This is a genomic window from Bacteroidota bacterium (assembly GCA_039821555.1).
Lineage (GTDB): Bacteria > Bacteroidota > Rhodothermia > Rhodothermales > Rubricoccaceae > JBCBEX01.
In genome coordinates, this window is the sequence record JBCBNX010000028.1 from 26,532 (window position 1) to 42,659 (window position 16,128).

Here is a 16,128-nt window from a genome sequence, read left to right on the forward strand (position 1 = left end):
CAGTGGGTCCGTCGCCAAAATACGCGACAGACTCCCCGGTAAACCTCACGCGAATCTCACTGCCACAATCGCGCGTGGCTGTCAGCCGAAGAGCCAGCGCACGATGTAGACGGCGGAGATGAGCCCCACGAGGTCAGCCAAGAGTCCCGCGGCGACCGCATGGCGTGTCTTCTTGACGCCGACGGCGCCGAAGTAGACCGCGATCACATAGAACGTTGTCTCGGTCGAGCCGAACATGGTGGCGGCCATCTTCACGAGGATGGAGTCCTCGCCGTAGATGTTGATCATATCCACCACGATGGCCGCCGAGCCGGAGCCGGTGAGCGGCCGGAGGATCGCCATCGGGAGCACTTCTGCCGGGATACCGATGGCACCGAGCACTGGTCGCAGCCCCGCAATCAGGAAGTCCATGGCCCCCGACGCTCGAAACATGGCGATGGCGAACAGGATCGCGACGAGGTAGGGGATGATCCGCACCGCCACGTGGAAGCCCTCCTTGGCACCATCCACGAACGTCTCGTAGACAGGCACGCGCTTGTAGAGCCCGTAGAGCGGGAAGCCCACAAGGATAGCAGGCAGCACGAAGGCCGAGGCGAAGCTGATGATCTCGCGGAACGTTTCCATCTAGCCCTCCGGCGGCGAAGTGGGCGTGTCCGGCCCGGCCGGATCCAGCCGGTTTGGGTCGGAGGCGCGGAACGCGGGGAGGCGCGAAAACAGCTTAGCCGCCGTGATCGCCACCACGAGCGAGATGCCCGTCGCGAGGATGATAGCGAAGATGAGCTGGTTGATCTGCAGGCCCATCAGCGCGAGCAGCAGCACCGGCGGGACGAGTTGCACGCTCGCCGTGTTCATCGCGAGCAGCATCACCATCGGGTTGGTGGCGGTGTCCTCCGTCGGGTTGAGCGTCTGCAGCTCCTCCATTGCCTTGATGCCGAACGGCGTGGCGGCATTGCCCAGCCCGAAGACGTTCGCTGAGAGGTTGAGCACGATCATCGAGAAGGCGGGGTGGCCCTTCGGGATCTCGGGGAAGAGCGGGCGCAGCACCGGCTCGACGACGCGCCCGATGGCCTGGATCACACCCGCGGCCTCGGCGATGCGTAGGAGTCCGAGAAACAGCGCCAGCACGCCGATCAGCCCGAGCGCGATGCTCGCCGCCGTCTCCGCGAAGTCGAGCGCGGCCTGGCTGATCGCGTTGAGCTTGACGAAGCGTACGGGTTCGAATGTGACGAGGGCGTTCGCTACATCGTTGCCGTTGAGCAACGTGTCGGGCGGAGCAACGACTTCGAGGCGTCCTTGCAACTGCCCCGTGCGCGGGTTGGTGACGTCGCGGATCGTGACGAGCGGGTGCGGCAGGTCCGCGCTGGCGTCGAGGCGAAGCTGGACGCCCTCGGCGGTACGGATGAGCGTGGCGTCGTAGGCGTCAGCGGGGCGCGCGTCGGTGTCGTAGAACGCGCCGTAGGCCTCGCCGTCGATGCGTACCGTAGCAGGTTGCCGGCGAGCCTCCGAGTCGTAGGGCGCGTCGAACTCCAGCGTGACGGGCAGCGGGGTGCCGTTGCGGTAGGTGTCGCGCGTGAAGTCCGTCACGTCTGACGCGAGCGCGAACACGAAGCTCGTGACGATCAGCCCGACCCAGATGTAGTTCAGCATGCGCGGCCCCTCGGGCAATCGGTGCGTGCGGCGCGTGCTTATTCAGCAGGAAGGAGCACGCCGCCGATCACGTGGACGATGCCGTTGTCGGCAGCAAAGTCGGTGGCGAGGATGGGGACATCGTTGACAAACACGCTCACGTCGCCGGTCTCCTCGTCCGTTTCGAAGGTGAAGGTGAGAGACTGCCCCTGGAGCGTCATGACGGTGCCGCCGTCCTGCAGCGCGGAGGCATACACTGCGCTGGGGACCACGTGGTAGGTCAGCACCGACGCGAGGGCGTCACCTTCGGGGACCGCGTCCAGCGCGTCGAAGGCGGCGTTGGTGGGCGCGAAGACCGTGAACGGCCCGGCTGCCTGGAGGTCATCGACAAGGCCCGCATCGTCAAGAGCCGTGGCGAGCGTGCTGAGTTCGGGCGAGAGGCTCGCAAAGCCTACGAGGTCAACAGCCCCGGGGAGGACGCTCTCGATCCGGTGTAGGATACCATTCGTCGCAGGCGCGTCCGTGTCTGTGATACGTGCGCCCTCGACGAAGAAGTCGCTGCCTACGCGGCGCACGGTGAGCGTCTTCCCTTCGAGCGTGTTCAGAGTCTGGCCGTCGCTCAGGTCGGCGGCCTCAACCCGGCTGGGCACCACGTGGTAGGTGAGGACCGACGCGAGGGTATCCACGTTGGCCGGAAGCAGAAGCGTGCTCACCAAGCCGTTGATCGGCACGCCCTCCGTAGGCGGTGCGGAGGTCGCGCGATTCAGCGCCGAGAAGGCGTCGTTGTCGGGTGCAAAGAGGGTGAACTCGCCGTCGGCCTGGAGCGCGTCGGTCAGGTCAGCCGCGCCGAGTGCCGCTTCAAGCGTGGAAAGTGCGGAGGTCACCGTCAGCATATCGGCGAGGTTCGTCTGCGCCTGCGGGGCCGGGTCCTCGTCCTCGGTATCACAGCCGACGAAGCCGATGAGGGAGAGAGCAAGGGCGAGGAGCAACAGCCGCGACATGGATACCGAGGGGCTAGAGAGGCGGGACGAGCAATCGGTGCAAGGTACAGCGACGGCTCGAACTCCCACACTCCGCGCCGGAAAAAGTGCAGGTGGAAACGGTACCACATCGCCGCAAAAAAAGCGGGGTGCCCGTCTGGACACCCCGCTTGACCGAGCTGAGAGCTGGACTCACGTCACGGCATCAGTACCTGATTAATGACGTGAACCACACCGTTGGACGTTTCCACATCTGCGATGAGAACCCGTGGGTCATTTTCGTCGTCACCGTCGTCGTCGGCGTTAATCAAGATGACCATATCGCCCGCTACCTCTCCGAACGTGAAGGTGAGCGACTGCCCATCAAGGAGGGTGGGTGATGTAAGGCCGTCTGTAATCTCCGAAGAGAAGATCGGGCTGCCGTCTCCCTGCGCAGGGGCGACGTGGTAGAGCAGCACGTCGCTGGTAGCCCCGCCGCCGTTAAAGGCTGCGTCGTTGGGAGCGAAGACCGTGATGCCCGGCGTGTTGGCCAGCGCGTCAGCAAGCCCAGCATCCACAACGGCACTGACGAGGGCATCCAGGCCCGGAGTCACGATAGCCCGCTCCACGACATTCAACTGGCTGAGCAGTACCTCGTCAATGACGTGGACTACGCCGTTGGACGCACGGAGGTTGGGTGCGGTCACCGAGGCTCCGTTGATGTTAACCGTGCCCGCCTCGATCGTAATCTCAGCCGTCTCACCTGTCAGCGTAGTCACCATCTGACCATTGGAGAGATCGCGCGAGAAAACACGGCCCTCCACCACGTGGTACTGGAGAATCGGGGCGAGCAAACCCGCCTCAGAAGCATCGGCGATCTGCACGCGCTCGGCATCGCCGTTCTCGGTGTCCACGAACGCCGTGTTCGCGGGGGCAAACACCGTGAACTGGTCAGTGCCGTTGAACGTCTCGAACAGGCCAGCCTCAACAAGAGCGTTGCCTAGTGGTGCAAGCGTCGGGTTGATCTCTGCCTGCTGGGCGATGGTCGTCCCACCTAGGAGGACGCCGTCAATAACGTGGAGGATACCGTTGGAGAGCCGGAAGTCAGTCGCAGAAATGGCGATTTCGTCCACAGTAGCTCCGTCGAAGGTGACCTCGACCCCCCGCACGGTGTTGGCCGTCTCAGGAAGCTCGTCCGAGAAGACAACGCCCGGGACAACATGGTACGTGAGAACGTTCGACAGCGTTGGGCGACGAGCGTCCACGAGGAGCGAGTCCGTGGCGAAGGGCAGCGCGCCAAAGGCCGCATTCGACGGCGCGAAGACCGTGAAGGGGCCAGCGCCGGACAGCGTCGTCACGAGGTCGTCATCGCCCGCGTCGTCCGACTCGCCGGTGTTGGCGAGGGCGGTGACGAGCGTGGAGAAGTTCGGGCTGAGCAGTGCGAACTCGACGACGTTGAGCGAGCCGGTGAGCACCTTGCCAATACGGTGCACGACGGCGTCGGGAAGCTCTGCATCGGGGAGCGTGATGGGCGCGCCGTCCACGAAGAAGGAGCCGTTGACCTCGCGAATGGTGAGCTGCTCACCGGCCAGCGTTGTCACGGTCTGGCCGTCCTGGAGGTCGCTGCTGAGGATGCGGCCCTCGACGACGTGGTACTGCAGGATGGACGTGAGGGCGGCCTCGTCAGCGAGGAGGGCATCCACGAAGCCTCCGTCGCCCGCAGCCGTGAGGGCATTCAGCGAGGCGAACGCTGCGTCTTCAGGCGCGAAGACGGTGACGTTGTTCAGCGGCGTCGAGTCGTCGTCGTTGAGCAGGCCGGCCGTGCGCAGCGCGGCTTCCAGCGTGTTGAGACGGACGCTCTCGGCAATGAACTGGCCGAGGGGCTTGATGTCGGCAGGCTCGACTTCTTCATCGGTACCGTCGCACCCGACCCAAGCAACAGCTAGAGCGAGGAGGAGAAACAAGGAGGTGAGGCGAGTCAGCATGGCAGGAAGTGTGGGTGGTCAGAAAGAGACTGGTGTGCAGAGGAGCAAGAGGGGAGGTCGCAACACCAAAGGTACGCCGAGGCGTGGGAGAAGCGCAGAGGATACACCCTACGCGCCAGATTCGAAACCGGTAGACGGCTAGATTCCCGTGAGGAGCAGGGAACGGGGGAAGCGGTGCTAGAGGCGGAGCTGGAGGCTCAGGCGCACGCTACGGCCGGGGAGGTACCGGGTCAATGGCACGTAGGAAGTACCGGTGGAGGTTCCCGCTGCCGCCTCGGAGCCCTGCAGGCTCCAGTCTAGGACGTTGTCTCGGTCGAGCACGTTGAGCACGTCCACGCGGGCGGCGACCGTCGGGGTGCCGAGCCGGACGGCACCGAAGGCGTGCGTGAAGCTGACGCCGAGGTCGAGTTCGTGGTGCGCGGGGACCGTGTCGTCTGACGGGGTGTCGAAGGCAAAGGTCCCGAGCAGGGCGTCCTCGAAGAAGTCGTAGTAGGCTTGGCGGTAGCCCCATGCGCGGCCGAGCACGGTCCGCCAGCGCCCGTGCGCCTGCCACGGGCCTGCCACGCGGAGGTCTGCGCGGGCGGTCAGGCGGTGGGGCTCGTTCCAGGGTGCCTGCACATAGCGCCCATCGAAGCGGCTGGGCAGGCGGCGCTGAGCGACATCGTAGCCGTAGCTCACCGAGGTCGTGCCGCGGTTGTGAGCATGCGTCAGGCGCACAGCAACCCCGTAGGCGTAGCCCTCGCCCTCTTCGAGCAGGTCGGCCTGCGTCATCGTCTCCATCGCGGTGTTCTCAGCGGCGTGCTGCACGAGCGCGTCGTAGTCGAGGGCGTGGAGGAGGGGTTGCCACTTGGCATAGCCCTCGGCCTGCAGGGTCCACGCCGGATGCGGCGTGGCGAGCACATCGAGGGCGGCCTGGTAGGTGCGCGGGGGGGCGATGCCGCGGCCTACGGGGATCCAGAAACGCACAGAGGGGGCCAGCGCGCTCGGACCGAGGTTGCTCAGGTCGTACTGCCCCACAAACTGTCGGTAGAGGCCGCCCGCGAGGCGAACCGCAGTGATCGGGCCTTCGGCGAAATCGTGGCGGATGCTCAGACGCGGTTCGGCATACGCCGTCTGACGATCTGGGACGTAGGTCACGCGGAGGCCGGGCTCGATCACCGTCCGCACGCCGAGGGTCCAGTGGTGCGTGACAAACCCGGCGATGCGCCACTGCGCGTCGTCGAGGCTCAGCGGGTTCAGGCCCAGGCCGTTGCCGCCTCCCAGGCGGAAGCGGTGAGCGATCCGAGCCACCTCCAGGCCACCTTCAAGCAGGTGGGCCGGGGTGAGGCTGTACGTGGCCCGCGCTTCGCCCGCCCACTCGTTGACGAGGTTGGTATCGTCGGCGGTTTCGGTTGCGTTGAGTTGGTTGCGCAGCCGGGACTCGGCCGTCGGCGTGTCCTCGACCTCGGGAAGGGTGGCCGCGCCCATCGCGTAGGCGTGGTGGAGGTCGTGCACACTGACGCGCACGCCCACGTCTAGGGCGGTGCGGGCACCGAGCAGCGCCGTTGCTCGCAGTCGCCCGCCCGCGTTGGTCCAGCGGTAGCGGTCGCGCGTGAGCATGAGCAGCGGGTCGTCGCCGCCAGCCTCTCCGGCGAAGTTGCCTGCGAACAGTTCGGTGCCGATCTCGCTCTGGCCGATGTAGCCTGTGGCGTGGAGCGTGGTAAACGGCGAGACGCGCAGACGGCCCGCCGCGTGAAGGTCGCTGAAGCTGAGGTCGGAGCCGTGGCGGTGGGCCTCGTAGCCGCTGACAGGCGCGACACCACCGAGGAGGTCGCGCGTGAAGACGGGGTCGATGACGTTCCAGTCGCGTAGCGTCTGGTCGAGCATGGGGTCGCGAAAGACGTCCCAGAGGCTCGTCCGGGCCGCTACCATCGCGCGACCGGTCGCCTTGCCGATCCGCACAGGGGCATCGAGCCGGGCGCTCGTGCTGAGCTGGTCGGTAAGAAGCGCCGCGTCCAGACCGGGGCCTGCGTTCACGCCCAGGGCATGTTCGGCCTGGATGACGCCGGCCGTGTAACTGCCATGCGAAGCGCCGAACCCCGCCTTCTGCACGCTCAGGCGCCCAAGGGCAAGCGGGCTGAAGGCACCTAGCATGCGTCCGAGCGCGATCGGGCGAAAGACAGGGATGCCGTCGAGGAGAATCTGATGCTCGCCCGCTTCGCCGCCCTGGATGTGTAGATCGGCGAAGGCGGGCGACTGCGTCACGCCGAGCACGGAGGCTGCCTGGGTGAGCGGGTCCTCGGCTGGAGGCGCGTCTGGCGCGTCGCTCAGGGCAACCTCGCCGCTGCCGAGCAGCGACGACGGGAGGCGCTGTTGGAGGCCATTGACCACCACTGGGGCAGCCTGCGCCGTCGTCCGGCGAAGCGCGAGGCGACGGCGGACCTGGGTGCCTGGCTCCACCAGTACGCTGTCCTCGATGGCCTCGTAGCCAACATAGGAGGCGGCGACGCGGTAGGGACCGGCCACGAGCGAGGCGAGTGCAAAGCGTCCATCCGCATCGGTCGCGGTGCCTGTGGCATCGGCGAGAAGCACTGTGGCATAGGGAAGCGGCGCGCCCGTCTCGGCGTCGACGACTTCCCCGGCGAAGGCTCCGTGGCGGGTCGCCGCCTCCACGCGCTGGGTGAGCACGTAGGTGCCCGAACTGAGGCGGTAGAAGTCGATGTCCATCGCGTCCACGATGCAGCGCAGCATCGTCTCGGCGGGTTGGCTGCGCATCGCGCAGAAGATGGGGTCAGAAGGGACTAGGCCGCTTTCGTAGAGCAGGCTGAGCCCCGTTTCCTCGACCAGCACCTCAAGTGCCTCGTTCGCGGGGACGCCGCGGAGCATCAGGGTGTAACGGGGCTCCGCATCGGCGTCCTGGGCACGTGCAGGACTGAAGAGCGCCATCAGGAGCACCGACACCGCACAGCACCACAGGGACCAGGCGGAGCCAACCACTGGGGAGTGTGTAGGGGTGCGATAGCGCATGGGAACGACGTTAGAGAGGTGGACTTCCCAGGATAGGCAGGGGAGACGGCTGCCTTCAATCAGGCGTTCCCCCAGGGGACGGCCTCCGCCCCTGAGAAGAACGGCCCGCCACCCATCAGTCGGTGGCGGCGAAGAGGTGGTAGCCGTCGCTCGTGGCGCGGTACTGGAAGCCGCGTGCGCGGCCCAGGTCGTCGAGCACGGCCGTGAGCGAGCCGGGCGCGGGCTGGTAGTAGAACAGCGGCGTTTCCGTGGCCACGTTCGGATCGAGGCGGAGCGCGGTTGCATAGCGCCGCTCCAGCTCGGACGCGACGGCGGTGAGCGGGACGCCTCGGAAGGCGAGGCCAGCACGGCGCCAGGCTGTCGCCTGCTCCACCGAGGCGACCTCGGTCTGCACGACGGCACTGCCGCGCCCCACCACCGCTTCGTCGCCCACGGTCAACCGGATGCCATCGGAGGAGGTGGCGTCGGGCGCTGGCGAGGTCGGGGCCACGCTTACGATGCCCTCCTCGACGCTTACCGTGGTCTGTGCGTTCGCTTCAGTGGGCCAGGCGCGCACATTGAACTGCGTGCCTACAACCTCAACCCGGGCGCTGAACGTCTCCACGACGAAGGGACGCCCGTCGGCAGTCGCGGCGTCCGCCACGTCGAAGAAGGCCTCGCCCCGGAGTCGGACGGTGCGGGTGGGAGCCGCCAGGAAGGGGAGGCGGTCGAAGCCGCGGGTGTGCGTCACTTGAGCGCCGCTGTTGAGATGTACCGTCGAGCCGTCGGGCAGCGTGACGGTGTGCTGAGCGCCGAAAGGCGCCACATGCGTGATGGGGCGGGGCCACACGAGCGCGAGCGCCGCGAGCAGGGCTACGGCGGGAACGCCAAGCGCCATGGGCCAACGCGCACGGCGGCGGCGCGCAGACGGGAGAGAGCGTCGAACCGGAGCGGGCTGGGGGGCGGTGTCGCTGGGCAGCGCGAGGCGCCCGGCAAGCGCGTTCCAGGCCGCGTCTGTGTCCGCGGAGGGCGTGTCGCTGGAGGCCCCATTGAGGAGGTCCCAGGTACGGTCCAACGCGGCCTGTTCGTCAGGCGACACGTCGGTCAGGTCGGGGCGGTGCGCGGCGGTTGGGTCGAGGCGGCGCACCGGCGGGGTGGGGCGCGTCATCGGTTCAGGAGATTGGGTGCGAAGTGGTGGAGGCGGTCGCGCAGCGTGCGGAGCGCCTGTACGAGATGGTTGTTGACGGTGCGGGGCGAGACGCCCATCACGTCGGCTATTTCGGCGTGCGAGAGGCCGTCGAAGCGGCTGAGGGTGAGGGCCTCGCGCTGGCGGTCGGGGAGGTCTGCGATCCACGCCTGAAGGCGAGCGTCCAAGGCTTTGGCCTCGGCCTCGGCATCGGGGAGCGGAGATGCGCTCACGCCTGTGGCAAGCGGGGTCCCGGCGGTGTGCTCGGCGAGAAGGTCCGCGCGGGTGCGGCGGTCACGAGCTCGGTTGTACGCGAGGTTGCGCACGGTGCGGTAGACAAGGGCCTTGATCGAGCGAGTCGGGTCGAGGTCGGCGCGGCGTTCCCAGAGTCGGGCGTAGGCCTCCTGCACGAGGTCGGCGGCCACAGCCGAGTCGCGCACAAGGGAGTCAGCGAAGCGGGTGAGGCCGCCGTGGGTCGCGCGAAAGAACGCCTCGAAGGCACGCGGGTCCGCCCTGCGGATAGCCACGCACCAGGTGGCGAGCTGCAGGTCCGGCCCGGACGCTTCGTGCGTCGCAGAGTCCGAACGCGACGCTTCGGCCGAGTTGGGGGACGAAGATGAGCGAGAGCCCGACGAGGACGAACCGCGACGGCGAGAGGACATGGGGAGACGCGCTGGGTCGAAGTGGGGGAGCGGCCCGGCATACCCACGCACAGCCGTCCCTGGGGGCGGCATTGGCGCAACGGCAAGAGCGGAGACGGAGGTAGACACGGGCCAGGGCAAGATCGAGACACGCAGGGTGGGCATGGGGCTGGATGCGCCCATCGGATCGTTGTACCCTTGGAGTTCACCGGATGACTAGGTAAGGGTTTCCGCTAGAGACACATCGGGTCAGCGGAGCGCACCCTGGCGAGGAACCCAACCTGGGAAGTGCTCCGTTCCCCAACCGATGTCTTCCCCCCCTCGCACGATTCCCCCCCTTGGCGATGCCGCCCCCCGACGCGGCAACGCGTACTCGCGGGCCTTCGGGCGGTTCGTGCTGGCCGTCTGCGGCCGGTGGCGCATCGTGGGCGAGCTGCCCAACGAGCCGCGCTTCGTGCTGGTAGTGGCGCCCCACACCTCCAACTGGGACGGGCTGATCGGCCTAGCCGCGGCGGTCGCCATCGGGGTGCGCGTGCGGTTCCTGGCGAAGCACACGCTGTTTCGCGGCCCGCTCGGGTGGCTCCTGCGCCTGCTCGAAGGCATCCCCGTCCGGCGAGGGCGCAGCGGCCACCTCGTCGAAGACGTCGTGGACCTGTTCGAGCGCGAGGAGTTCGTGCTCGCCATCACGCCCGAGGGGACCCGCAAGCACGTCGACCGCTGGCGCACGGGCTTCTACCACATCGCCCACCGGGCGCAGGTGCCGCTCTTCATGATCGCGCTCGACTATCCGACGCGCGAAGTGCGGCTGGGCCCGCTCCTCCGCACCAACGGCGACATGAGAGCGCAGGTCGAACTCATGCGCGATTACTTCGCCACCATCGATGGCAAAAACCCCGAATACGCCTAATGAGCACGCACGCACCCCCCGCTGCCGCCCACACCGCAACCCGCACCGAGCGCTACGCCGAGGTCGCCGCCCGCATCGACGCGCTGCTCGACGGCGAGACGGACTGGACGGCGGCCATGGCGACGGTCGCCTGCGAACTGCACCACGCCTTCGACCACTACCACTGGACCGGCTTCTACCGCGCCGTGTCCGACGACCTACTCACCATCGGGCCGTACCAGGGCGGCCACGGCTGCCTGCGTATCCCGTTCGACCAGGGCGTCTGCGGCGCAGCGGCGCGCACCCAGACCACGCAACTCGTCCCCGATGTGGAGGCGTTCCCCGGCCACATCGCCTGCTCGTCGTCGACGCGCTCGGAGGTCGTTGTGCCGGTGCTCACCCCTGAGGGCACGCTCCTCGCCGTGCTCGATGTCGACTCGGACGACCCCGATGCGTTCACCGCGGCCGAGGACCAGGCCGAGCTGGAGACGCTCTGTGCCCGCCTCGGTGCCCAGTTCGCCCATACGGCGCAGCGCTAGCCGGGACGACGGTGCTTGCTTGGTCGTGCTTGCTTGGTAGAGTCCAAGCAGACGCCTACTTTGGAGGCACCACCGGCCTCACACCACCAACCCTACGCAGTCATGGGCGGCTTGCTTTTCTGGATCATCGTCGGCCTGGTTGCAGGCTTCATCGCGGAGAAGGTGATGAAGCGCTCGATGGGCCTGCTTGGCAACCTCGGCGTTGGCCTCCTCGGCGCCATCCTCGGCGGGTTCGTGTTCGACCTGATCGGCATCGGCGACGACGGCGGACTGATCTTCAGCATCCTCGTTGCCACCGTTGGCGCGATCCTGCTGCTCTTCATCGTCAACAAGGTGCGCGGTCGGTGAACGCCGCGCTGGGCGTCGTTCAGGAGCCGTAGACCTTGGCCGGGTCGAAGAGCAACTCGCCGCGCTCGACGAGACCGTCGTTGGTGGCTTCCAAGTAGAAGCACGTGCGGCGCCCTGTGTGGCACGCAGCCCCGCCAATCTGCTCGATCTTGAAGAGGATGGCGTCCCCGTCGCAATCGACGTGCACACTCACGACGCGCTGCGTGTTGCCCGACGACTCGCCCTTGCGCCACACCTTCTGGCGTGAGCGGCTCCAGTAGACCATCGTGCCGGTCTCCAGCGTCTCGCGCAGCGTGTCGGCGTTCATGTAGGCGAGCATCAGCACGTCGCCTGTGGCATAGTCCTGCGCGATGGCGGTCACAAGGCCGTCGGCGTTGTACGTTGCGGCGTCAAGGACGGGCTGCGGGTCGGCGAGCTTTAGGGGCGTGAAGTCTGACACGGGAGCGGGGTGTTGACGGGAGAACGGGAGAACGGGAGCGGGCGCAAATGGCGAGTCCGGGAGGCAAGTTTCGAAGGCAGAGGCGTCCCCACAGAAAAATCGCGGGAGCCCCGTGCTATGTCGGCCGCTGGAAGCTGTGCAGGTCGCCGGCTCGACTGGAAGACCGCGCTGTGGAAGGACGAGACGGGGGGCGGTACGAAAGGGCATGCGGTGGGTCCTCTGACAGGTCTGTCTACCCGTTTCGAAAGGGGCCCAGTCCTAAAATGGGACGGTAGTTGCTAGAGAGCAATAGAACCAGGTATTACCGCATTCCGATTCCACAACCGGGTCCCATAGTGAGATGCGGCGCCAGAGGAACGCTGTTCTCGGAGGCATAGGGCCCTCGTCAAGTTCCACGCCCTGCGTCTCTCCGCCGACGGCCCCATGACTCAGACCTTCTACTCCCTGATTGCCGTGTTCATGTTCACCATGGTGGGGCTCACCATGCACCGCCACGTCAACAACACCGAACGCAACGCCATTGCCCGCGAGATCGAAAGCGTGGGCCTCAACGTGGCGCTCTACTGGGCCAACCAGGTCAAGAACTACGCCTTCGACGAGGCCGACGTGGGTGTGCTCGGGATGCGCTCCGAAAGCGATGTGGCTGGCCTAGCCGCGCCAGCGGGCCTCGGCCCTGAAGCCGGGGAAACCAGCCCCGACACCTTCGACGACATCGACGACTTCAACGGATACAGCATCACGGTGAGCCAGCCCATCGCGGAGGGCACGCAGGACTACACCGTGTCCTTCGCGGTGCGCTACGTCAGTCCGCTCGACTTCGAAATCGATAGTGCAAGCGAGACCACGGCCAAGAGCGTCTCGGTGGTGACCCGGGCCGTTGAGGTGGCCTCGGACCGCCCGCCGATGGAGATCACGTTGGACGTCCCCCTCACGCCTGCCAAGCTCTTCCTCCACCAGTAGGCCGCCCGCTTCTCCGCCGACCCGCCCGCCTGACCCGCTGCCCCAACGTACCCGTTCATGCACGTCCTCCTCGACCATCTCTCGGCCATCATTGTTGGCACGGTGCTGTTGTTGGCGCTGCTCGTGTTCCAGATGCGCGAGCGCCTCAACAGCGTCGACGAAGCCATGCGTTACGAACTTCAGACGCGGGGCGAGGCCGTGATGACCAGCCTCGGCCAGGATCTCAACAACCTCGTCACCGAGGGCGATGCGGGAGATATGGGCCTGGCCCCGTCCGGCTGCGTCCTCGAACGGCACAGCGATGGGGTCGTGAGGTCCATTCAATGCCCCGGGTTGATTGAAACCGAGCCCGGTAATAAGGAACCCGGCACCGTGCGCTATTGGACGCAGCCAGCTGGGCGCTCCTACACCGTGGGCGACTCGGTCCGAACGGCCTACGTCCTCCATCGGGACATCGACACCTTCATGGGCGCCGACACGCAGCCGGTCGCGGACGCCGTGATTGGCTTCGACGTGACGCTGTTCGGTGCCAGCGGGGCACCGGTCACCGACGGGGCGGCCCCAGCCGACCTCTACGCGCTGCGGCTCAACGTCGAGCTGGCGAGCCAGGGCACCGCGGCGCTCACCAGCGACCAGGCTTCCGAGCGCCAGATCAACGTGGCACGCTTTGGGCACACGGTGCGCCCACCCAACCTCACCTACCTCGAGCGCTCTGCGAGCGGAGGCTTCGTGACCGGGAGCTCCCCTGGATCGTCGCCGACCACAACGTGGGAATCGGGAGATAGCAGCGGCGGCGACTCCGACGACTGACGCACCACGCCTGCTCTTCCTCCCGCTCCGTCCTCCACTTTTCCCCGACCGACCTCGTACCCTCTCATGGGACGCTTCCTCGTACTCATCGTCATGGTTGCCGCTGTCACCACGGCGACGACCCTGCTCCGAGACTCCTCGACGCGGCTCGACGCGCAGCGCAAGCAGTCGGCCACGCACGACCTCGCGCTCGCCCGCGAGGCCGCCGACGCCGCCCACACGGCGGTCCTCACGGCGATGCTGCGCGGCGGTCAGCTCAACAACGACCTCCCGCTCGCAGAGACGTTCGAGATCGACGGGCGCAGCGTTCGCATCGACCGGTTCGAGCCGCGCGGCGACACCGTCTACTTCTCCGTGACGGGCATGAGCGGCGGGAGCCAGCACAGCATCGCGAGCAACTACCTCGTCACCGACGTCGACTTCCCTGGGCCGCTCTGGATCGACGCGCCCTACGCCACGGCCAGCATCGACCCCATGACGACGATCAACGCGGTGGACGATGACGGGCTGCTGCGCGCGAGCTACCTCGACTATAGCAAGCTCTACGACTACCGCCTCGACAACATCCTCAGCGCATCGACGATGGTGAACAACGTCCAGTCGGCGCTCAGCGCGGCGGCTGGAACGCGCCAAGGCCTCGACGCGCGGCAGGATCTGGGGTCGGTGCTGAGCGCGTACAGCACGCCGAGCCTCGTCGAGCTCTACGGGGACATCCTCTCGGGCTTCACCGCGCAAGACGTTCAGCTGACGGCCTCGACCACGCTGTCGAGCAACCAGGCCTACGGGCAGCGCGGGAGCCGCAGCGTGCGTGATGCCCGCTTCGTGCGGGTCGAGGGGGACCTCCGTATCCCGTCCGGGCGAACGCTCGAAGGCAACGGCGTGCTCCTGGTGGAGGGCAACCTCGTCGTGGAGGGCACACTCCGGTGGGACGGCCTCATCTACATCCGCTCCTTCGAGCAGGAGGTGCGGATGGACGTGAGCACGGGGACGGCCGAGATCCGCGGGGCGCTCATCGTGGAGCAGGAGGCGCCGCCGCCGGGAGGGCACATGGACCTCACGATCTACCGCGACATGACCGGCCAGTGGACGCAGCCGAGCGGCGAGATCGACATGTACTCCAACTCGTGGACGCAGCACACCCACCGTAGCGAGCGGTTCATGCCGGACCGGCAGGTGACCCTGCTCGACCGGCCGGGCGGCAACCCCCACGAATCGTACGCCCGCCTCTCAGAGACGCTGGGCAACCTCAGCCCGGCCGATCAGGTCTTCTTCGAGTTCGACAACCTGAGCTACGACGGCCTCGCCAACTTCCGCCTGGCTGCCGAGGACACAACCCGCGTCGGCTCCATCAACGGCGGCTTCGGCGGCTTCTCCGCGAGCGACATCGCGCAGCACCGCACCCGCACCTTCGAGGCGCAGGACATCGACGCGTTCGAGATCGACATCCGGAGCCTCCGCCTCCTCAAGCACCACTTCGACGACGAGCCCACGACCGACCCCGAGGCCGACTGCACGTGGAACACCTACCCGTGGAATACCGGATGCGTCCCGCTCAACTGGCCCTTCAACACGAAGTGGCTCTACGACCGCGGCGGCGCGCTCCGCGTCAAGCTCTTCCACGAGACGCTGCTCGCCGAGAGCCTGATCTACGAGGCCGTCTTTTACTGGCACCGGCGCGGCGCCTGGGACACCGCCGAGCGCGACGCTGAGATCGCGGCCGACCAGCAGTGGCGCACCGACATCGAGAACGGCATGGGCTATGGCTCTGCGGTCAACTTCGGCCCCAACGTCACGCTCGAGTTCGACCAGGCGCGCCTGGAGCCGGCCTTGCGTCGCCTCGGCTACTCTTCGGACAACATCCGGCACCTGGCTTCAGCGGCCCAGAGCTCCACCGCCAGCGAGCGGGCCATGGCGGAGGCCTCGGAGCAGGAGCTTCCGACAGGGGGCCCGCAGGAGCCGAGTGAGGCCGTGATCTGCTACAACGGGCTCACCATGAGCAAGTCCGGGACAGCGCTGGAGTACTATCTCAGCCAGGGCGCCACACAGGGGCCGTGCGCGGACCCGTCGGAGGGCAACGATGCCTACCAGTGGTGGAGCGACCTGTGGGAATGGATGGGAGGCTGGTGGTCGTAGCCGTCGTCCCCCGCGAACGGACCCGGACCGCATCGCCAGCGGAGCGCCCTGCACGAACGCGCTCAGCCCGGTGATGGCGCGGCCGACGATGAGCGTGTTCATCTCGTAGGTGCCCTCGTAGGAGTAGACCGCCTCGGCATCCGCAAACAGCCGCGCCACGTCGTGCTCCAAGTAGGACGCCGTTGCCGCCGAACGCCTTCACGGTACCAGAAGCTCACCGCAATTCGAGCGATGGGCTTCGATGTAAGACTTGAGTCCGTCAACTACTGTAACTCTAGCTACGGTAGCTGGCTTGGACGTGAAGACGATACGTAGTGTCTTGTCGCCATTCGTGGAACCGAGGAGTGAAACCCGAAGCGTCTCAAAGCCTCCATTCGTAATGAAGCGCAGAGCGCACTGCTCGAAACACATGACTTGCTCCTTGAGCATGCCGTTTAATCTCAGGCAAACAGGCTCATCGCGTTGAATTGCTGGGGGCCACCTCTTGTCCTTAGAGACAGGCAGGCACGAGTTAACAGGATCTACCATTGCGAGCAAAACAGCCTCTCCTTCATCTAGGGAGCGTTGACATTTGAGTCGGTCGCGGGCGAGCCGATATGAGTAGCAACCAACCCTCGCTGCTCATGCCCGC

The 16,128-nt window shown here is 66.8% G+C and carries 14 protein-coding genes and 1 pseudogene; 6 read left to right on the plus strand and 9 right to left on the minus strand.

Annotated elements, in window-relative coordinates; translation table 11 throughout:
* Positions 1–81: 81 nt before the first annotated feature.
* From AAFU51_17825 to AAFU51_17855, 7 genes are all read right to left on the minus strand, one after another.
* Positions 82–624: a spore maturation protein gene (locus AAFU51_17825; protein ID MEO1573113.1), complete on the minus strand. Its 543-nt coding sequence runs from the start codon at positions 622–624 to the stop codon at positions 82–84.
* On the minus strand, positions 625–1,647 hold the full coding sequence (locus AAFU51_17830) for a nucleoside recognition domain-containing protein (protein ID MEO1573114.1): 1,023 nt from the start codon (positions 1,645–1,647) through the stop codon (positions 625–627).
* 38 nt (positions 1,648–1,685) lie between these two features.
* Complete coding sequence (locus tag AAFU51_17835; GenBank protein ID MEO1573115.1) at positions 1,686–2,627, minus strand: fasciclin domain-containing protein; 942 nt, start codon at positions 2,625–2,627, stop codon at positions 1,686–1,688.
* A 176-nt stretch (positions 2,628–2,803) separates the two neighbouring features.
* Positions 2,804–4,570, minus strand: coding sequence for a fasciclin domain-containing protein (locus AAFU51_17840; GenBank protein ID MEO1573116.1), 1,767 nt, complete (start codon positions 4,568–4,570; stop codon positions 2,804–2,806).
* A 177-nt stretch (positions 4,571–4,747) separates the two neighbouring features.
* Complete coding sequence (locus tag AAFU51_17845) at positions 4,748–7,576, minus strand: TonB-dependent receptor (protein MEO1573117.1); 2,829 nt, start codon at positions 7,574–7,576, stop codon at positions 4,748–4,750.
* A gap of 115 nt (positions 7,577–7,691) precedes the next feature.
* Positions 7,692–8,723: a FecR domain-containing protein gene (locus tag AAFU51_17850; protein MEO1573118.1), complete on the minus strand. Its 1,032-nt coding sequence runs from the start codon at positions 8,721–8,723 to the stop codon at positions 7,692–7,694.
* On the minus strand, positions 8,720–9,268 hold the full coding sequence (locus AAFU51_17855; GenBank protein MEO1573119.1) for a sigma-70 family RNA polymerase sigma factor: 549 nt from the start codon (positions 9,266–9,268) through the stop codon (positions 8,720–8,722). Before AAFU51_17855 ends, AAFU51_17850 begins: the two co-directional genes overlap by 4 nt.
* A gap of 421 nt (positions 9,269–9,689) precedes the next feature.
* Here AAFU51_17855 and AAFU51_17860 point away from each other — a divergent pair, with 421 nt between their 5' ends.
* The 3 genes from AAFU51_17860 to AAFU51_17870 all read left to right on the plus strand — a co-directional run bounded on the left by AAFU51_17860 (position 9,690) and on the right by AAFU51_17870 (position 11,155).
* Positions 9,690–10,289 carry a lysophospholipid acyltransferase family protein gene (locus AAFU51_17860; protein ID MEO1573120.1) on the plus strand — a complete coding sequence of 200 codons (600 nt, stop codon included), beginning with the start codon at positions 9,690–9,692 and terminating at the stop codon, positions 10,287–10,289.
* On the plus strand, positions 10,289–10,807 hold the full coding sequence (locus AAFU51_17865) for a GAF domain-containing protein (GenBank protein MEO1573121.1): 519 nt from the start codon (positions 10,289–10,291) through the stop codon (positions 10,805–10,807). The genes AAFU51_17860 and AAFU51_17865 overlap by 1 nt, the downstream gene beginning before the upstream one ends.
* Positions 10,808–10,909: 102 nt before the next feature.
* Positions 10,910–11,155, plus strand: a complete 246-nt coding sequence (locus AAFU51_17870) for a GlsB/YeaQ/YmgE family stress response membrane protein (protein MEO1573122.1) — start codon at positions 10,910–10,912, stop codon at positions 11,153–11,155.
* A gap of 19 nt (positions 11,156–11,174) precedes the next feature.
* Here the strand turns inward: AAFU51_17870 and hisI are convergent, their stop codons facing one another.
* The gene (hisI, locus tag AAFU51_17875) at positions 11,175–11,594 is read right to left on the minus strand and encodes a phosphoribosyl-AMP cyclohydrolase (protein ID MEO1573123.1); all 420 of its coding nucleotides are present in this window, start codon (positions 11,592–11,594) and stop codon (positions 11,175–11,177) included.
* 423 nt (positions 11,595–12,017) lie between these two features.
* Between hisI and AAFU51_17880 the strand changes: the two genes are divergently transcribed.
* The 3 genes from AAFU51_17880 (at position 12,018) to AAFU51_17890 (ending at position 15,497) form a co-directional block, all read left to right on the plus strand.
* Positions 12,018–12,554, plus strand: a complete 537-nt coding sequence (locus AAFU51_17880) for a hypothetical protein (protein MEO1573124.1) — start codon at positions 12,018–12,020, stop codon at positions 12,552–12,554.
* Positions 12,555–12,611: 57 nt separating this feature from the next.
* Positions 12,612–13,364: a hypothetical protein gene (locus AAFU51_17885; protein ID MEO1573125.1), complete on the plus strand. Its 753-nt coding sequence runs from the start codon at positions 12,612–12,614 to the stop codon at positions 13,362–13,364.
* Between the two features lie 66 nt (positions 13,365–13,430).
* Positions 13,431–15,497, plus strand: a complete 2,067-nt coding sequence (locus AAFU51_17890; protein MEO1573126.1) for a hypothetical protein — start codon at positions 13,431–13,433, stop codon at positions 15,495–15,497.
* 51 nt (positions 15,498–15,548) lie between these two features.
* Here AAFU51_17890 and AAFU51_17895 read toward each other — a convergent pair.
* Positions 15,549–15,687, minus strand: a pseudogene (locus AAFU51_17895) (acyl-CoA dehydrogenase family protein).
* Positions 15,688–16,128 lie beyond the last annotated feature (441 nt).

What these genes read in the sequence shown, in the direction of transcription:
- AAFU51_17825 (MEO1573113.1), bottom strand. Translation starts at nt 624, where the DNA reads ATGGAAACGTTCCGCGAGATCATCAGCTTCGCCTCGGCCTTCGTGCTG.
- AAFU51_17830 (MEO1573114.1), bottom strand. Translation starts at nt 1,647, where the DNA reads ATGCTGAACTACATCTGGGTCGGGCTGATCGTCACGAGCTTCGTGTTC.
- AAFU51_17835 (MEO1573115.1), bottom strand. Translation starts at nt 2,627, where the DNA reads ATGTCGCGGCTGTTGCTCCTCGCCCTTGCTCTCTCCCTCATCGGCTTC.
- AAFU51_17840 (MEO1573116.1), bottom strand. Translation starts at nt 4,570, where the DNA reads ATGCTGACTCGCCTCACCTCCTTGTTTCTCCTCCTCGCTCTAGCTGTT.
- AAFU51_17845 (MEO1573117.1), bottom strand. Translation starts at nt 7,576, where the DNA reads ATGCGCTATCGCACCCCTACACACTCCCCAGTGGTTGGCTCCGCCTGG.
- AAFU51_17850 (MEO1573118.1), bottom strand. Translation starts at nt 8,723, where the DNA reads ATGACGCGCCCCACCCCGCCGGTGCGCCGCCTCGACCCAACCGCCGCG.
- AAFU51_17860 (MEO1573120.1), top strand. Translation starts at nt 9,690, where the DNA reads ATGTCTTCCCCCCCTCGCACGATTCCCCCCCTTGGCGATGCCGCCCCC.
- AAFU51_17865 (MEO1573121.1), top strand. Translation starts at nt 10,289, where the DNA reads ATGAGCACGCACGCACCCCCCGCTGCCGCCCACACCGCAACCCGCACC.
- AAFU51_17870 (MEO1573122.1), top strand. Translation starts at nt 10,910, where the DNA reads ATGGGCGGCTTGCTTTTCTGGATCATCGTCGGCCTGGTTGCAGGCTTC.
- AAFU51_17880 (MEO1573124.1), top strand. Translation starts at nt 12,018, where the DNA reads ATGACTCAGACCTTCTACTCCCTGATTGCCGTGTTCATGTTCACCATG.
- AAFU51_17885 (MEO1573125.1), top strand. Translation starts at nt 12,612, where the DNA reads ATGCACGTCCTCCTCGACCATCTCTCGGCCATCATTGTTGGCACGGTG.
- AAFU51_17890 (MEO1573126.1), top strand. Translation starts at nt 13,431, where the DNA reads ATGGGACGCTTCCTCGTACTCATCGTCATGGTTGCCGCTGTCACCACG.